The sequence below is a fragment of the Congzhengia sp. genome (assembly GCF_037235575.1).
Lineage (GTDB): Bacteria > Bacillota > Clostridia > UBA1381 > UBA9506 > Congzhengia > Congzhengia minquanensis.
In genome coordinates, this window is the sequence record NZ_JAXUNN010000007.1 from 18,391 (window position 1) to 35,293 (window position 16,903).

Consider the following 16,903-nt stretch of genomic DNA (forward strand, 5'->3'; position numbering starts at 1 on the left):
TCTATTTTTCTTCGTTGTTTTTGTGTTCCAATTCGTATATAGCATCTTTTCGGGACAGGCTGATTTTTCCTGTTTTTTCATCCACGCCCATAACCTTAACCATAATTTCATCGCCAACGTTTACCACGTCTTCCACTTTGGCAACACGCCTGTTTTCGAGTTTGGAAATATGCACTAAGCCCTCTACGCCGGGAATGAATTCCACAAAAGCGCCAAACGATGTAACGGTAACAACCTTACCTTTAAAAATCTTTCCAACTTCAATGTTTCCGCAGATTGCTTTGATAATTTCCATGGCCCGGTTTGCCATTTCCTCGTCGGCAGTGGCAATGTAAATGGTGCCGTCGTCTTCAATGTCGATTTTGGTCTGAGTTTCAGCAATGATCTTCTGAATAACCTTTCCGCCGGAACCGATAACGTCGCGGATTTTGTCAACGTCAATATTCATGGTAAAGATTTTCGGCGCATATTTCGACAGCGACTCTCTGGGCTGCGGAATTGCTTTTAAAATGACTTCGTCTATAATGTAGTTTCTTGCCTCTTTTGTCTGTGCAAAAGCCTGCTTGATGATTTCCGGGGTCAGCCCGTCGATTTTAATGTCCATCTGAATTGCGGTGATGCCTTCTTTTGTGCCGGCAACCTTAAAGTCCATGTCTCCGTAAAAGTCTTCCAGTCCCTGAATATCCACCATAGTGATGAACCGGTCTTCCTCGGTCACCAGGCCTACAGAAATACCCGCTACCGGCGCTTTGATGGGAACGCCTGCGTCCATTAGCGCCAATGTGCTTCCGCAGACGCTGGCCTGAGACGTACTTCCGTTTGAGGAGAGCACTTCAGACACCAGCCTGTAAGCATAAGGGAACGTGTCAACATCAGGAATAACCGGCTCTAAAGCACGCTCTGCCAAAGCACCGTGGCCGATTTCACGTCTGCCCGGCCCGCGGGACGGTCTGGTTTCGCCGACGCTGTAGGACGGGAAGTTATAGTGGTGCATATAGCGTTTTTCGGTTTCTAAGTCAATTCCGTCCAATATCTGCGCATCACCGACAGGGCCTAAAGTAGCCACGGTCATAACCTGGGTCTGACCTCTTGAAAACAGGCCGGAGCCATGTGCCCTGGGAAGAAGGCCAACTTCTGCATGCAGGGGACGAATATCTAAAATACCTCTGCCGTCTACACGCTTGCCCTCATCCAAAATCCAGCGGCGAACGATGAACTTCATCAGTTTTTCCACGGTTTCGGTAATCTCTGCACCGTTTTCTTCTTCTGTATATGTTCCTTCAAAGTGCTGATACAGTTCTTCGTAAAACACTTTCATGTTTGCTTCGCGGATGTTTTTGTCATCTGTGTCTAAAGCAACTTTCAATTTTTCTAAACCAAAGGCTTTAATCGCCTCATACATTTCTTCGTCTACAACGTGCGGCTCATATTTAATTTTTTCTTTTCCAACTTCTTTTTGAATGTCTAAAATAAAGTCGCAAATCTTTTTAATTTCTTCATGAGCCTGCATAATTGCGTCAAACACAACTTCTTCTTTCACTTCGTTTGCGCCGGCTTCAATCATAACGACTTTGTCTTTGGTGCCTGCAACGGTTAAATATAAATCGCTTTTCTCCCGCTGTGCAACGTCTGGATTCGTAATGATTTCACCGTCAACATATCCCATCACAACGCCGCCGATGGGGCCGTTCCACGGAATATCGGAAATTGTCAGTGCGATGGACGTGCCAATCATTGCAGCAACCTCAGGCAAAAAATCCTGGTCAACAGACATCACGGTATTTACCACAGACACATCGTTTCTCAAATCCTTCGGGAACAGGGGCCTGATGGGCCTGTCGATAACGCGGGACACCAAAACTGCCTTCTCCGAGGGTTTGCCCTCGCGCCGTGTAAATCCGCCGGGAATTCTGCCTACGGAATAGAGTTTTTCTTCAAAATCAACGCTTAAAGGGAAAAAGTCAATTCCCTCTCTCGGCTTTGCCGACATAGTTGCGGTAGACAAAACGCAGGTCTCGCCGTAACGGACCATAACTGCCCCGCCTGCCAGTTCTGCAAATTTGCCTGTTTCAATCTCCAGCGGTCTGCCCGCAAATTCTGTTTTAAAACTTTTGTACATAAATTGTTTCATAACCTTTCTGCCCGCGAAATAGAATATAGTAAAATAATACGCCGTGATGCGGGCAAAACGGTGTATCGCTCAAGACCGGCTAACCGCAAGAAATAAGAGATAAACGTCAAAAGCTTGTTTGGTGCTTATCTCTTACATCTTAGCAAATTAATCCAGCCTAAAACATATTTATTATATCACACAGAATATGAAATATCAAGGATAATCTTGCGCGTCAGGCAGAATTTTCCTTGCTCTTTCTTTTCTGCGTATATTGACTTCAAATTCGACAAATGATATAATAAATTTGTATATTTTGATAAAATTTTAAAGTTGGAGGCAGTGCCATGGGATTTGTATGGTTTATTGGTATTATCGTTTTTGCCATATTAGAAGCAGCAACGTTTCAGTTTGTCAGCATTTGGTTTGCCGGCGGCGCTTTGGGTGCTTTAATTGCATTCCTGCTTGGCGCCGGTCCCACCGTTCAGGTTTTGGTGTTTGCCCTGGTGTCAGCAGTTTTGCTTGTTCTTTCAAGGCCGCTTATGAAAAAAATGCGCAGGCAGAAAGAGCCCACCAATGCGGATCGGTTAATTGGGCAAACGGCTTTGCTCACAGAGGAGGTCAACAACGATTTGTCCACTGGAAAGCTAACAGTGAACGACGTAGTTTGGTCTGTGAAAAGTGAAGACGGGCAGCCAATAGAAAAAGGAACAATGGTAACAATTAAGGCAATCAGCGGTGTGAAACTTATTGTTGCCAAATAAAATAAAAAAATGAGAGGATGGGTAAAATGCCATTTTTAATTGGCTTAATCATTATTTTAGTGGTTTTGGTAATTGCAAACATCAGAATCGTCCCCCAGGCCAACGCATTTATCATTGAACGTTTCGGCGGATACAGCGCAACGTGGCAGGTTGGGCTTCATGTTAAAATTCCGTTTGTGGAGCGGGTTGCAAAAAAGGTGAATTTAAAAGAACAGGTTGTGGACTTCCCTCCCCAGCCCGTTATTACAAAAGATAACGTAACCATGCAGATTGACACGGTTGTTTACTATCAGATTACCGACCCAAAGCTTTATACCTACGGTGTGGAACGCCCCATGATGGCCATTGAAAATTTAACCGCCACAACGCTGCGTAACATTATCGGCGATATGGAGCTTGACGGCACGCTCACCAGCCGAGACATCATCAACACAAAAATGCGCGCCATATTGGATGAAGCTACAGATCCCTGGGGCATTAAAGTGAACCGTGTGGAGCTTAAAAATATTATTCCGCCGAAAGAAATTCAAAACGCCATGGAAAAACAGATGAAGGCAGAGCGTGAGCGGCGTGAATCTATTTTAAGGGCCGAGGGCGAGAAAAAATCCGCTATTTTGATGGCGGAAGGCGAAAAGGAATCTGCCATTTTGCGCGCTGAGGCGAAAAAGCAGGCTGCCATTAAAGAAGCGGAGGGACAGGCGGAAGCAATTGTGGCCGTTCAAACCGCTATTGCGGAGGGAATTAGAAAGATTAACGAATCTCACCCCACCGAAGCCTACATCTCCTTAAAGGCGCTGGAAAGCTTTGAAAAGGCGGCAGACGGAAAGGCAACAAAAATTATAATCCCCTCTGAAATTCAGGGGTTAGCAGGTCTTGTGACAAGCATTAAGGAGCTTGCGGTAAGCGACAAAAATGAATAAGGTTTGGTTTTAAGAAAGGCTGTCCGGCATATTGCCGGGCGGCTATTTCTATATCCGGCGTCAGGTAGGTAGCGGAATAATTTTTGATATATCTTGATATTTTAAAAATAATGTGATAAAATGTAAAATAATATATGAGTATAAGGAGGAAAGGAATTGCCTTCTAACAAATTAAAGGAATTTTTTCTGGCTGTTTTAATAACAGTTGTTTTTACATTGCTCACATTGCTTCCGGCCGCTGCGCTGTCTATTTTGTGCGCTGCTGCCGTCACTGCACTGCTTGGCTATTCCGCCACGCGGTTCCACTATGGTTTTGTGGCGTTCCAGGCGTTTGTTATTTGCGCCGTTTATGTTTTGTTTCAAAAGAGTCTGTCAGGTGCACTGATAACTTCCCTTCCCTTGATTTTGTGCGGACTTACGCTGGGAATTTGTTATAATGTGAAGTTGTCTGTTTTCAAGCTGCTCAGTATTTTTACCTCTGTATATGTATTGAACATAGCGGTTAATATAAAACTGGCGGGCATGGCATCGCCGGGGCAAAACATTTTTGAAGAGGCGATTGCCTCCGTAGGGCAGGTTTATAAAGAGTCTTTAACTGCAATGTATGGTTCCCAGCTTTCGGGCACGGAGATAAACAATGTTGTGTCGGAGCTGACCTCCACCTTGCTGCGGTTTACGCCCAGCTTTATCGTAATTGCATGTATTTGCTTTGCGCTTCTTAGTTACTATTTGTTTAAACGGATTTTAAAAATTAGAAAATCGGACCTATCAATGTTCGCATCGTTTTCTGATTGGAGAGCGGACAAAGTGATCAGCATAACCTACTTTGTTCTGCTGGCACTTTATTTTGTGGTGCCTGCCGGCAATTTTCTGTCAGACACTCTGCTGAACATGGTTACTGTTATGACCTTTGTCTTTTTTGTTTTGGGACTGTCTTTTCTTGAATATAAATTAAAAAATAGGATCGAAAAGTCCGGCGTGCGCAAACTCGTTTTAGTTGGCATTTCTTTGTCGGCTTTTGTTTTAATGGGGCTTCCCTTTTTAGCACTCGCCATTTGCGGCGCGCTGGACGGCTGTTTTGACTTCCGGCACAGAAAAAAAATCATTCGTTAGCTTCTTTAGGAGTTGAGTCGTTATGAAAAACAATAATAAGATAGAAAAGCTTTACCTGACCGGTGAGGTGTATATTTTAGCGTTTGCCGTTTTAGGCGTGGTTTTAATTTTCAGCGATTTCTGGATCGGCGTTATTCAGCTGTCCCTTGCGGTTATTTCACTTGTTTTAAATTTTATTTTAAAAAAAATCTCCCGCAAGCGTTTAAACGCCATGATAGAAAAGGTCACCATGGACGCCGGCGACACCAGCAGCAATGCTCTGCTGTCGTTCCCTCTGCCCATTGCACTTTTAGACGCAGAGGGTGCAATCCGGTGGTATAACACCGAATTCCGGGACATTTTTCCGGGCAGGCACCTAAGTGAATGTTCTGTTTTGGACCTGTTTCCAGAGTTTAATAAAGGACTGCTCCGCGCAGACGACGAAAATAATGGGTTTATTTGTGAATTGAAGTCTGGCGACAAGGTGTTTAAAGCAATCGGCAACACACCACAAGCATCAGAAGAAAACAAGCCCATGACCCTGCTTTATTTGGAGGACATAACAGAAGAAGCGGAAATCCAAAAGAAATATATCAGTGAAAAAACTTTTGAATGCCTGGTTTTTGTGGATAACTATGACGAGCTGATGGAATCTACCCCTTCGGCCTACGTTCCGCAGCTTCAGGCACAGATTTATAAGGAAATTAACGACTGGACAGCTGAGCACAGCGGTATGCTCATTAAATATGAAAAAGACAAATATTTTATTATTTTTGAATACCGCCACTTGGAACAGTTTATTAAGAACAAATTCGAAATTTTAAACAAAATTCGTTCCATCAGCGAAAAAAATACCATTCCCGCAACCGTCAGTATTGGAATCGGCTTAAACGGCCAGACGCTGTCTGAAAACGACACGTTTGCTAAAAATGCCATTAATATGGCCTTAGGCCGCGGCGGCGACCAGGTTGTAATGAAGGATAACGAACAGTTCCGCTTTTACGGTGGCTCAACAAAAGAACACGAAAAAAGCACCCGGGTGAAGGCGCGCGTCGTAAGCTTTGCCCTTTCCGGCCTTGTAAACAATGCTGAGAACGTTATTGTGCTGACCCACAAAAACGCCGATGTGGATGGTTTTGGCGCGGCATTTGGAATTTATCGGATTTGCCGCATTCACAACAGGCCCATTAACATTTGTATGGAAACCTACGACAAAACCGTGGCGAATATGATAACACGTTTGGAAAACAGCGAAGAATATGACGGTTTGATTATCACCGCATCACAGGCGGCGGCAAGAATCAATCAGAACACGCTGATTGTTGTGGTAGACACCCACAAAACTTCCCTTTTGGAAGCGCCTGCCCTGCTGAAGCCGACAAAACAAATTGTCATTGTAGACCACCACAGAAGAAGCGCAGATTTTATTGAACACACCGCATTGGTCTACCACGAGCCTTACGCCTCCTCTGCCTGCGAAATGGTTACAGAGATTTTGCAGTATACAACGAACAAAATGTCGTTAACAAAATTAGAGGCCGAGGCGCTCTATTCCGGTATTGTTGTAGATACGAAGAACTTTACGTTTAAAACCGGCGTCCGTACCTTTGAAGCCGCTTCTTTTTTAAGGCGTCAGGGCGTTGATACTGTGGCTGTGAAAACCATGTTCCAGCAGGATTTGCAGTCTTATGTTAAGCGGTCCGACATTATCAGAAACTCTACGATTATCAGAGATAACATTGCAGTGAGCATTGCGCCGAAATCAGACGAGTCCACCCACATCATCGCCGCCCAGGCAGCTGATGAACTGCTCAATATTAAGGGTATTATCGCGTCTTTTGTTATTTTTAATTCAAACGACGGCGTCGCCATCAGCGGAAGGTCTTTAGGCGGAATTAATGTTCAGGTAATTTTGGAAAAGCTCGGCGGCGGCGGGCACTTAACCATTGCCGGCGCACAGCTTCCCGGGACTTCTGCTGAGGAGGCAAAACAGCAGCTGCTTGCTGCGATTGACGAATATTATTTAGAATCAACCAACTAAACTTACAACGTATGAAAGGGGCGAATTACACATGAAAGTAATTTTACAGGCCGACGTTAAGGGGCACGGAAAAAAAGGAGATTTGGTAAACGCATCAGATGGATATGCGAAAAACTATTTGATTCCAAAAGGCCTTGCCGTTTTGGCTGATAAAACAACCATAAATGAACTGGAAAACAGAAAAAGTTCTGAGCAGTTTCATAAAAACCAGGAGGAACTCCATGCAAAGCAGCTGGCCGAAAAGTTAGAAGGCTCTAAGATAAAATTCCAGATAAAGGCAGGAGACAACGGAAAGCTGTTTGGCTCCATCACAGCAAAAGACATTGCCGAACAAATTAAGATGCAGCTTCACGTTGAGATTGACAAAAAAAAGGTTGTGCTGCCGGACAGTATTAAAACCCTTGGCAGCACGGAAGTTGTGATAAAGGTTTATGCCAATATTGCCGCAAAGATAACGGTTGAGGTTTTACCGCTTTAAAACACAAAGGAAAGGGCTGCCCGCAAATGGATGTGCAAAACGATAATTTCATACAAACTCCCCTGCCGCACAACAAAGAAGCGGAACAGTCTGTGCTCGGCTCCATGTTGATTGACCGCGACTGCGTAACTGCTGCTTTTGAGCGTTTGAGTGCAGACGATTTTTACATTGAAGCCAACAAAAAAATATTTGCCGCAATGCAGGCGTTGTTTAACCGCAATACCCCAATCGATTTGGTAACGGTTTCTGAGGAGCTCACCGCAGGCGGTGTGTTGGAAGCGGTAGGCGGAATTCAATATATTTCCTATCTTGCCACAACACTGCCGACAACAGCAAACATCGTTCAGCATATAGATATTGTGTGCGAAAAATCCTTAAGACGAAAATTAATACATACCGCAAACGACATTATTGACAAAAGTTACAACGCAGGCGGCTCCTCCCAGGAAGTGGCGGATAACGCTGGCAAACTGATTTTCGATGCGCTGGAAGATAACAGCCAGCGCGGCATGGTTCACATTCGCGATTTGCTTCTGCAGACACACGACAACCTTACGGATATGTATCAAAACAAGGGTAAGCTCACCGGCGCTCCAACAGGCTTTGAGGGGCTGGACAAAGAACTTCATGGGCTGCAGAAGTCTGACCTTATTTTAATTGCCGCCCGGCCTGGAATGGGAAAAACCAGCTTTGCTTTAAATGTCGCGTCCCACGCAGCTATTCGGGGAAATGTTCCTGTGGCTATTTTCAGTTTGGAAATGTCCGGTGTTCAGCTGGTTTCAAGGCTAATCAGTTCCGAAATGCTCATTGACAGCAACCATTTGCGCAGTGGTGAACTGGAAGACGACGACTGGGAAAAAATTGCGGTGTCGTTAAACACTTTAGGAAACGCGCCGATTTACATCAGCGACTCCACAAACATCACCGTATCGGATATCCGTGCAAGGTGCCGCAGGTTAAAGGCGGAAAAGGGCTTAGGACTGATTGTGATTGACTATTTGCAGCTCATGTCCGGCTCCCGGTCGGAAAGCAGGCAGCAGGAAGTTTCCGATATGTCCCGTTCCTTAAAGATATTGGCAAAGGAACTAAATGTGCCAATTGTAACCCTTTCCCAGCTTTCCCGTGCGCCGGATCAGCGCAAAGACGACCATAGACCAAGGCTGAGCGACCTTCGTGAGTCTGGCGCCATTGAGCAGGACGCAGATATTGTTTTGTTTTTATACCGGGACGAAATTTATAACCCCGACACGGAACAAAAAAATATTGCGGAATGTATCATCGCAAAACACCGTAACGGTTCAACGGGAAATATTAAAATGGTCTGGGCTGGTCAATATACGAAATTTATGAACCTTGACAACCAGCATTAAAAACATATGAAAAATGAGTTTATGAATTGCATAAAAAATACAATATTACGAAACGGTCTGCTCTCCCCCAAAGACTCTGTTCTGGTGGCGGTTTCAGGCGGTGCAGATTCTGTTTGTCTGCTGCATGTTTTGTGTACGCTGAAAGATGAATTGAATCTTACCCTGTCGGTTGCCCATTTAAACCATATGCTCCGTGGCAGCGAGGCGAACAGAGATGAAGAATTTGTGCGCAGCTTGTGTGCACGGCTTAACATTCCCTTTTACTGCGAACGTGTTGACGTAGCACACATGGCAAATTGTAATAAAATGACCTGCGAAGAGGCGGGCCGGAAGGCAAGATACGATTTTTTTCTGCGTTTAAAAACAAAATATTCCATTGACAAAATTGCAACTGCCCACAATAAAAACGACAATGCAGAAACGGTTTGCATGCGTTTTTTGCGCGGAACGGGGATTGACGGTCTTGCAGGAATTCCAATAAAAAACAATTTTTCTGTTATTAGGCCACTTTTAAACACTTCTCGGCAGGATATTGAAACATATTTAAAAGAAAACAGCATTTCCTATATTACCGACAGTTCTAATCTTTCTGACGATTATTTAAGAAACCGTATCCGGCATCACTTTCTTCCGGATGTTATAAGAAACTATAACAAAAATTTTGTGGAAACTCTTAGTGAAAACATTTTACTTTACCGCGAGGCCAGCCATTTTTTAAAAAAACAGGCTGACAGTGCTTTTTTAAAGCTTGCAAACAGGCAAAGCTACGGCATTTATTTTAATTTGCCTGCGCTTTTGCAGGAAGACAGCTATGTGGTAAAATGCCTGATTCGGACAGCGATATCGGAACAGACAAAAGTAGAGGCATCTGGCAAAACGGTACGGCTCGTATATGAAAACGTAGTTTTGGGAAATTGCACCTCGCTAAGTGTAAGCGCACTTCTCACTGTTTACAAACTGTATGACCGGCTCTATTTTGTTACAGCAAATGCAAAAATGCAGTTTTATTATGAAAGCAAAGGTTTAGAGAAAATTATCATATCTGAAACCGGAAACAAGCTTATGTTTTCAGAAGGCTCCGGAGATTTTGCGCACGAGAAAAATGTTATTTATATCAAGAAATCCATGTGTAAAGACATATGCTTTACAGTTAGAAACCGCCTGCCCGGCGATAGCATTTCGCTGGGGTTTGGCCATAAAACTATAAAAAAACTGTTGATTGACGAAAAAGTTCCCTCGTTTTTAAGGGATGAAATTCCAATACTGCTTTTGGGTGACGAAATCGTCTGGGTTTGCGGAATTCGTGACAATCCCGCCTATCGCGCTGTACCAGGCGATGCGTATATAAAAATTAGTTATCTTAAGGAGAAAAATCATGAATAAAGACATAAGCAAAATATATTTCAGTGCAGAGGATATTAAAGTCAAAATTACTGAAATGGCAAAGGAACTCGATGCAGTTTATGAAGGCGAGGAAGTGTTGTTCGTCGGGGTTTTAAAAGGGAGCCTGCCTTTTTTTGTCGACCTGGCAAGATGCGTCAGTTTCCCAGTTATGTTTGATTTTATATGCGCCTCAAGCTATGGCAGCAGCACCAAGTCTTCCGGCACACTGAAAATTACTAAAGATTTAAGTACCTCGGTTGAGGGTAAAAATGTTTTGGTTGTGGAAGATATTTTAGACTCGGGCAACACGCTTTTTAACCTGTTTGCTCACCTGTCTAAGCAAAACCCCAAAAGCCTAAAGCTGTGCTGTTTGTTAGATAAGCCCTCCCGCCGGGAGCGAGATATTAAAGCCGATTTTACAGGCTTTACCATTCCCGACGAGTTTGTTGTGGGCTATGGGCTTGATTATGCAGAGCGTTACCGCGAACTGCCATACATAGGAATTTTAAAGTCTGAGGTCTATGAAAATCGTTAACATTAAATGAATATTTTGAATTAGTGATTGTATTTTATAAGATAATATGATAGACTAAGATGAATTTATGGTTTTTAGGAGTGAAAATTTTTGAAAAAATATAACAAACGAAATTTCAGTGGAATTTGGTTCTATGTGGTTCTGCTCGCTATTGTTCTGCTGATTTTCAGTGTTTTAAATTACCGTCCCGGTATCAAACAAATTCTATACTCTGATTTATTAAACTATATTAAATCTGAACAGATTACAGAAATGGTAATCGAGGACAGAAAGGTAACCATTGCATTAAAAGAACAAAACCCCGTGGGCGACTCCAACAAGCGGATTGCCAGCATTCCTTCTATTGGAATTTTGTATGAAAACGCCGGGGAGGAAATACAGAAACAGTTAGATAGCGGAAGCTTAAAGCTCGACACTCCCGCACCGGAAGAATTCCCCTGGTGGGTGTCGTTTTTACCTACCCTGCTCACTGTGGGCATTTTTATTGCCTTTTGGTTCTTCTTTATGCGGCAGGCTCAGGGCGGCGGCAAGGCAATGTCCTTTGGCAAGAGTACCGCTAAAATGACCCAAGGCAGCGAAACCCATGTGACTTTTAAAGACGTTGCCGGTGCAGATGAAGAAAAAGAAGAACTTGAGGAAATTGTAGATTTTCTGCGGGATTCCTCTAAATTTATAGAACTTGGCGCACGCATTCCGAAAGGAATTTTGCTTGTCGGCCCTCCCGGAACCGGTAAAACGTTGCTTGCAAAAGCAGTTGCCGGTGAAGCAAAGGTGCCGTTCTTCAGCATCAGCGGTTCCGATTTTGTTGAAATGTTTGTGGGTGTTGGCGCGTCCCGCGTCCGCGATTTGTTTGAACAGGCAAAGAAGAATTCGCCCAGTATTATTTTTATTGATGAGATTGATGCTGTTGGTCGTCACAGAGGTGCCGGTCTCGGCGGCGGGCACGACGAACGCGAACAGACCTTAAACCAGCTTTTGGTTGAGATGGACGGATTTGGCGCAAATGAAGGCATTATCATAATTGCGGCGACCAACAGGCCGGATATTTTAGACCCCGCCCTGCTTCGTCCCGGCAGATTCGACCGTCAGGTAGTAGTTAACACACCGGACGCTAAGGGAAGGGAAGAAATTTTAAAAGTTCATTCCCGCGCAAAACCTTTGGCCAGCGATGTGGACTTATCTGTTTTGGCGAAAACCACCTCCGGCTTTACCGGTGCTGACCTTGAAAACCTGATGAACGAAGCTGCTCTGCTGGCAGCAAAAAAAGGTCAGAAGAAAATAAATATGAAAGATATTGAAGACTCTGTGATTAAAGTAATTGCAGGGCCTGAAAAGCGCTCGAAGGTGGTTTCAGACAAAGAAAAGAAGCTCGTCTCCTATCACGAGGCCGGCCATGCAATTATCCACCATGTTCTGCCCCACTGCGACCCGGTTCACGAGGTTTCCATTATCCAGCGAGGACGCGCCGGCGGATATACGCTGTCTCTGCCGAAAGAAGATAAAAACTATGTTTCTAAAGAAGATATGCTGGACAATATTGTAAGCCTCTTAGGCGGCCGCGTTGCGGAGAAGCTTGTTTTAGACGATATTTCAACAGGCGCTTCCAACGACATTGAGCGTGCAAGTAAAATTGCCCGTGATATGGTTACAAAATATGGCATGAGTGAACGGCTTGGCCCAATTTCGTTCCGTTCGGACAATGATGAAGTTTTCTTAGGAATGAGTTACTCCCACTCCAGAGACTACAGCGAAGAGGTTGCGGCTGAAATTGACGGCGAGGTTCGCAGAATTATCGAAGATTCTTATAAACGCTGTACCGATATTTTAACAGAAAACATGGCAAAGCTGCACAACGTTGCAGGCGCTCTGTTTGAAAAGGAAAAAATTAACGGCGATGAATTTGTTCAGCTGTTTCATATGGATGAAACGACAAACGACGAAACGGAAGAAACGAAGACGATAGAACCAGATTCGGATTTTGAACCTGAAAATGCTTAAATAAAAACACAGCCGGCAAATTAGCCGGCTGTGTTTTTATTTGTTTTATTTGCACAGTTCTGCAACAACTGCGCTGATAACTTTACCGTCTGCTTTACCCTTTAGTTCCGCCATAACGGCCTTCATAATGAGGCCCTTGTTTTTTCCAGCCAAAACATCTGCAAATTTTGTGCTAATGATTTCTTTAATTTCATCTTCACTAAGCTGCTTCGGCGCATATTTTTCAACCACTGCATATGACGCCGTATATTCGGCCTTAAGTTCATCGCGCTCCGGCGGGCAGGTATCGATTTGCTCTTTAATGGATTTTAACTCTTTTAAAATAACCCTGTCTACCAGTTCTTCTGGAATGTCATCTCTCACGCCTTCGTCAATTGCAACTTTTTTTACCGCAGCAATCAGTGAGGAAATTGCATCTTTGGTTGCCTTGTCTTTTGCTTTCATTGCTGCAACCATGTCTTTTCTTAAAACCTCAATATTCATAAACCGATCTCCTATCTTTAAATTGTTCCAAACAGCCTGTCACCTGCGTCGCCCAATCCCGGAACGATGTAACCTTTTTCGTTCAGCTTTTCATCAATTGTACCTACAAAAAGCTCAATGTCCGGATGTGCGTTCATCACCGCCTCTACCCCTTCGGGCGCGCCAATAATGCACATGAGCTTAATCCGTTTCGCGCCGCGCTGCTTGATAAAATCAATCGCAGCAATAGAACTGCCCCCGGTGGCAAGCATAGGGTCTAACACAATGACCTGTCGTTTATCAATGTCAGGCGGCAGCTTGCAGTAATATTCTTTTGGCTCTAATGTTTCATGGTCGCGGTAAAGGCCGACATGCCCCACCTTTGCCGCAGGAATAATGCTCATAAGCGCGTCCACCATTCCTAAACCCGCCCGGAGGATTGGCACAAGAGCAACCTGCTTTGCAATAAACTTTCCGGTAGTTTCCGCAATTGGTGTTTTCACTGTTTGCTCAATCATATCAAGGTCTCTGGTGGACTCGTACCCCATCAGCAGGGATATTTCATACACCAATTCCCGAAAATCTTTTACCGTGGTCTTTTCGTCCCTTATCATGGAAATCTTATGCAGGATAAGGGGATGCGTCATTTCATGCACTCTTTCGTTCATGACTGTATCAATACCTTTCTGTCCGCAAAAATTAGATTTTGGCACTTACCGCGGGCAAGTATCGTGCCTCAACTAAAAATTACATATTGTATTTATTATACCAAAATTCCGGCAATTTGTCCATAAGAATACGACAAAAATATATTTTTTTATGGTTTTCTCCTGAAATTCGGCAGTATTTAAGCAAAGTCATTGACATAAGTAATAATTTTCCCAACATTATACCAGACATTTTTATTTATATTGACTAAATTTAAAAAAAGTGTTTCTTTTTCTGGAACTTTATGCTATAATACGTTTAGAATTAAATATTTCATTTTTTAATATACGGTTATCGTATAGCTTTAAAATGTGGGGTGTCGGACGCATAAGAACGATGTGCGTCCGGCATTTTTTTAACAGTATGGGAGGGTGATAAATGTCCAACGCTATTATTAAACTTGAAAATATTTCTAAAAGCTTTGGTGAAGAGGATATTCTTGAAAATTTTAGTGTTGAAATTGCGCGGCACGAGTTCGTCACAATATTAGGCCCCAGTGGGTGCGGTAAAACCACTACCCTGCGCTTAATCGGCGGTTTTGAATTGCCGGACAGCGGCCGGATTTTGTTTGACGGAGAAGACATTACCAGTCTTCCCCCTTATAAAAGGCGGCTGAACACTGTTTTTCAAAAATATGCTCTTTTTCCGCATATGAACGTGTTTGACAATGTGGCTTTTGGCTTGTCTATAAAAAAAGTAGATAAAAAAATTATAAAAGAAAAGGTCAGCGACGTTTTAAAGCTTGTAAACTTAAAGGGCTTTGAAAACAGAAATATTTCGTCCCTTTCCGGCGGGCAGCAGCAGCGCATTGCCATTGCCCGAGCACTGGTAAACGAGCCTGAGGTATTGCTTTTGGACGAGCCTTTAGGCGCGCTTGACTTAAAGCTCCGGCAGGAAATGCAGTTAGAGCTGAAAAAAATTCAGACCAAGCTGGGCATTACGTTTATTTATGTTACCCACGACCAGGAGGAAGCGCTTACCATGTCGGATGAAATTATCGTGATGAACGACGGCCAAATTCAGCAAAAGGGTACGCCTGTGGATATTTACAACGAGCCAAAAAATGCATTTGTCGCCGGTTTTATTGGGGAAAGCAACATTATAGACGGCATTATGAAAAAAGACCTTTTGGTGCAGTTTGCCGGTCAGGACTTCGTTTGCCTAGACAGTGGATTTGACGAAAATGAACTGGTAGACGTGGTAATCCGCCCGGAAGACATTAAATTTGATAAGGAAAACGGCAGGATAAAAGGAACTGTCCAGTCTGTGGTGTTTAAGGGCGTTCACTACGAAATGCATATCCGCGCTGAAAATTTTGACTGGATTGTGCACTCCACAGCCATGGAGCCTGAAGGCAGCACGGTGTTTTTAGACCTTTATCCCAATGATATTCATATCATGAGGAAGGTGGCAGAAGAATGAACAGACGTTGGTATAGCTATCCATACATCGTTTGGGCGCTGATTTTTATCGTTGTTCCTTTAATCGTCGTGCTTGTTTATGGCATTACGGTTCAGGGGCCTGACGGAACGCTTAACATTTCCTTTGCCAACTTTAAACGGTTTTTTACGCCTGTGTACCTGGGTGTGTTAGGACGGTCGGTTCTATACGCCGCAATCAGCACGTTCATCTGTCTGATTATCGGCTACCCCGCTGCGCTGATTTTAACCTCAAAAAACTTAAAACATAAAAGTGTGATGATGCTGTTAATCGTAATTCCCATGTGGATGAATTTATTGCTCAGAACATATTCCTGGCTGACGCTGTTGGAAAATGAAGGGCTCATTAACCAGTTTCTTCGGTTCATCGGCGTAATTGAACAAGACGGCTATATTCAGTTTTTGTACGGCAAGGGCGCTGTGATTTTTGGTATGGTGTATAATTTTCTTCCGTTTATGATTTTGCCCATTCATTCGGTAGTGTCAAAAATGGATTACTCCATCATTGAGGCCGCAGAGGATTTAGGCGCAGGAAAAGTGAACGTGTTTCGAAAGGTTATTTTTCCATTAAGCATTCCCGGCATATCCTCAGGAATTACCATGGTGTTTGTTCCCGCCATTACTACCTTTGCCATTTCGAGCATTTTAAGCGGCAACAATGTAAACCTGTTGGGCAACGTGATTGAAAAGCAGTTTGGCGTGGGCGGAGACTGGAATTTTGGTTCTACCATGTCGCTGATTTTAATGTTGATGATTTTGGTGAGCTTACTCTTCATGCCGGATTCTGAAAAGGAAAGTCAGGGGGGGATGATGCTATGAAAGACAGACTGTCAAAGCTTTATCTGTACCTGGTTTTCATATTTCTTTATGCACCCATCATCATTTTAATGATTTACTCCTTTAACGAGTCGAAATACCGTGTTTGGACTGGTTTTTCGCTGAAATGGTATATTGAGCTGTTTCATAACAGACAAATTATGGATGCCCTCTATAACACAATTTTTGTTGCGGTGATCGCCTCAATTCTTTCCACCATCATTGGAACAGCGGCGGCAATTGGAATTGACGGACTGAAGAAGTGGCAGAAAAGCACGGTGATGAATGTAACCATGCTGCCCGTTTTAAATCCGGACATTGTAACAGGCATTTCGTTAATGCTTCTGTTTTACATTGGCAAGCTGCCAACCGGGCGGTTTACGCTGATTTTGGCACACATGTCCTTTTGTATTCCATATGTCATTTTGTCGGTCATGCCAAAGCTAAAACAGGTGAACGCAGGCACCTATGAAGCAGCCCTTGATTTGGGCGCAACGCCGGCCTTAGCAACTGTAAAAGTCACCCTGCCGGAAATTATGCCCGGTGTGATAAATGGCCTGCTTATGGCATTTACACTGTCTATCGACGATTTTATCGTCAGCTATTTTACCACAGGTCCGGGTGTGGAAAACTTGTCCATATTAATTTATAACGCGGCAAAAAAAGGCGTAAGCCCATCAATTAACGCACTTTCGGCGCTAATGTTTGCGGTGATTTTAGTGCTTTTAATTATTATTAATGCCAGAACTAATAAAAATGCTGCAAAAGCATAATATAACAATATTGA

Annotated in this window: 15 protein-coding genes; 12 read left to right on the top strand and 3 right to left on the bottom strand. The window is 43.6% G+C overall.

The window, feature by feature from the left end:
- Window position 1 precedes the first annotated feature (1 nt).
- Window positions 2-2,119, bottom strand: a complete 2,118-nt coding sequence (locus WIG73_RS00905) for a polyribonucleotide nucleotidyltransferase (RefSeq protein ID WP_337398936.1) — start codon at window positions 2,117-2,119, stop codon at window positions 2-4.
- A gap of 338 nt (window positions 2,120-2,457) precedes the next feature.
- Between WIG73_RS00905 and WIG73_RS00910 the strand changes: the two genes are divergently transcribed.
- From WIG73_RS00910 to ftsH, 9 genes are all read left to right on the top strand, one after another.
- Complete coding sequence (locus WIG73_RS00910) at window positions 2,458-2,874, top strand: NfeD family protein (RefSeq protein ID WP_337398896.1); 417 nt, start codon at window positions 2,458-2,460, stop codon at window positions 2,872-2,874.
- A gap of 17 nt (window positions 2,875-2,891) precedes the next feature.
- The gene (locus WIG73_RS00915; protein WP_337398897.1) at window positions 2,892-3,794 is read left to right on the top strand and encodes an SPFH domain-containing protein; all 903 of its coding nucleotides are present in this window, start codon (window positions 2,892-2,894) and stop codon (window positions 3,792-3,794) included.
- Window positions 3,795-3,950: 156 nt separating this feature from the next.
- The gene (locus WIG73_RS00920; protein ID WP_337398898.1) at window positions 3,951-4,907 is read left to right on the top strand and encodes a DUF2232 domain-containing protein; all 957 of its coding nucleotides are present in this window, start codon (window positions 3,951-3,953) and stop codon (window positions 4,905-4,907) included.
- Window positions 4,908-4,929: 22 nt separating this feature from the next.
- On the top strand, window positions 4,930-6,927 hold the full coding sequence (locus tag WIG73_RS00925; RefSeq protein ID WP_337398900.1) for a DHH family phosphoesterase: 1,998 nt from the start codon (window positions 4,930-4,932) through the stop codon (window positions 6,925-6,927).
- Between the two features lie 31 nt (window positions 6,928-6,958).
- Entirely contained in the window at window positions 6,959-7,405 is a 447-nt protein-coding gene (gene rplI / locus WIG73_RS00930; protein ID WP_177680090.1) for a 50S ribosomal protein L9, read from the top strand.
- A 26-nt stretch (window positions 7,406-7,431) separates the two neighbouring features.
- On the top strand, window positions 7,432-8,775 hold the full coding sequence (gene dnaB / locus WIG73_RS00935) for a replicative DNA helicase (protein WP_337398902.1): 1,344 nt from the start codon (window positions 7,432-7,434) through the stop codon (window positions 8,773-8,775).
- A 21-nt stretch (window positions 8,776-8,796) separates the two neighbouring features.
- On the top strand, window positions 8,797-10,158 hold the full coding sequence (gene tilS, locus WIG73_RS00940; protein ID WP_337398903.1) for a tRNA lysidine(34) synthetase TilS: 1,362 nt from the start codon (window positions 8,797-8,799) through the stop codon (window positions 10,156-10,158).
- A complete protein-coding gene (gene hpt, locus WIG73_RS00945) occupies window positions 10,151-10,693 on the top strand; it encodes a hypoxanthine phosphoribosyltransferase (RefSeq protein WP_337398904.1) in 543 nt (180 codons plus the stop codon). The genes tilS and hpt overlap by 8 nt, the downstream gene beginning before the upstream one ends.
- A gap of 90 nt (window positions 10,694-10,783) precedes the next feature.
- Window positions 10,784-12,691, top strand: a complete 1,908-nt coding sequence (ftsH, locus tag WIG73_RS00950; RefSeq protein ID WP_249311665.1) for an ATP-dependent zinc metalloprotease FtsH — start codon at window positions 10,784-10,786, stop codon at window positions 12,689-12,691.
- A gap of 45 nt (window positions 12,692-12,736) precedes the next feature.
- Here the strand turns inward: ftsH and WIG73_RS00955 are convergent, their stop codons facing one another.
- Entirely contained in the window at window positions 12,737-13,174 is a 438-nt protein-coding gene (locus WIG73_RS00955) for a GatB/YqeY domain-containing protein (protein ID WP_337398905.1), read from the bottom strand.
- 17 nt (window positions 13,175-13,191) lie between these two features.
- Window positions 13,192-13,821, bottom strand: coding sequence for a uracil phosphoribosyltransferase (gene upp / locus WIG73_RS00960; RefSeq protein WP_177677981.1), 630 nt, complete (start codon window positions 13,819-13,821; stop codon window positions 13,192-13,194).
- Window positions 13,822-14,239: 418 nt separating this feature from the next.
- Between upp and potA the strand changes: the two genes are divergently transcribed.
- From potA to WIG73_RS00975, 3 genes are read left to right on the top strand one after another with little or no spacing between them, the layout of a single operon-like run.
- Entirely contained in the window at window positions 14,240-15,283 is a 1,044-nt protein-coding gene (gene potA / locus WIG73_RS00965; protein WP_337398907.1) for a spermidine/putrescine ABC transporter ATP-binding protein, read from the top strand.
- On the top strand, window positions 15,280-16,119 hold the full coding sequence (locus WIG73_RS00970) for an ABC transporter permease (protein ID WP_337398908.1): 840 nt from the start codon (window positions 15,280-15,282) through the stop codon (window positions 16,117-16,119). Before potA ends, WIG73_RS00970 begins: the two co-directional genes overlap by 4 nt.
- On the top strand, window positions 16,116-16,889 hold the full coding sequence (locus WIG73_RS00975; protein ID WP_177679681.1) for an ABC transporter permease subunit: 774 nt from the start codon (window positions 16,116-16,118) through the stop codon (window positions 16,887-16,889). Before WIG73_RS00970 ends, WIG73_RS00975 begins: the two co-directional genes overlap by 4 nt.
- The last annotated feature ends 14 nt before the right edge of the window (window positions 16,890-16,903 follow it).

Excerpts from the sequence above, each read along its gene's own strand:
- WIG73_RS00905 (WP_337398936.1), bottom strand. The coding sequence starts at position 2,119 with ATGTACAAAAGTTTTAAAACAGAATTTGCGGGCAGACCGCTGGAGATT.
- WIG73_RS00910 (WP_337398896.1), top strand. The coding sequence starts at position 2,458 with ATGGGATTTGTATGGTTTATTGGTATTATCGTTTTTGCCATATTAGAA.
- WIG73_RS00915 (WP_337398897.1), top strand. The coding sequence starts at position 2,892 with ATGGGTAAAATGCCATTTTTAATTGGCTTAATCATTATTTTAGTGGTT.
- WIG73_RS00925 (WP_337398900.1), top strand. The coding sequence starts at position 4,930 with ATGAAAAACAATAATAAGATAGAAAAGCTTTACCTGACCGGTGAGGTG.
- rplI (WP_177680090.1), top strand. The coding sequence starts at position 6,959 with ATGAAAGTAATTTTACAGGCCGACGTTAAGGGGCACGGAAAAAAAGGA.
- dnaB (WP_337398902.1), top strand. The coding sequence starts at position 7,432 with ATGGATGTGCAAAACGATAATTTCATACAAACTCCCCTGCCGCACAAC.
- tilS (WP_337398903.1), top strand. The coding sequence starts at position 8,797 with ATGAATTGCATAAAAAATACAATATTACGAAACGGTCTGCTCTCCCCC.
- hpt (WP_337398904.1), top strand. The coding sequence starts at position 10,151 with ATGAATAAAGACATAAGCAAAATATATTTCAGTGCAGAGGATATTAAA.
- WIG73_RS00955 (WP_337398905.1), bottom strand. The coding sequence starts at position 13,174 with ATGAATATTGAGGTTTTAAGAAAAGACATGGTTGCAGCAATGAAAGCA.
- upp (WP_177677981.1), bottom strand. The coding sequence starts at position 13,821 with ATGAACGAAAGAGTGCATGAAATGACGCATCCCCTTATCCTGCATAAG.
- potA (WP_337398907.1), top strand. The coding sequence starts at position 14,240 with ATGTCCAACGCTATTATTAAACTTGAAAATATTTCTAAAAGCTTTGGT.
- WIG73_RS00970 (WP_337398908.1), top strand. The coding sequence starts at position 15,280 with ATGAACAGACGTTGGTATAGCTATCCATACATCGTTTGGGCGCTGATT.
- WIG73_RS00975 (WP_177679681.1), top strand. The coding sequence starts at position 16,116 with ATGAAAGACAGACTGTCAAAGCTTTATCTGTACCTGGTTTTCATATTT.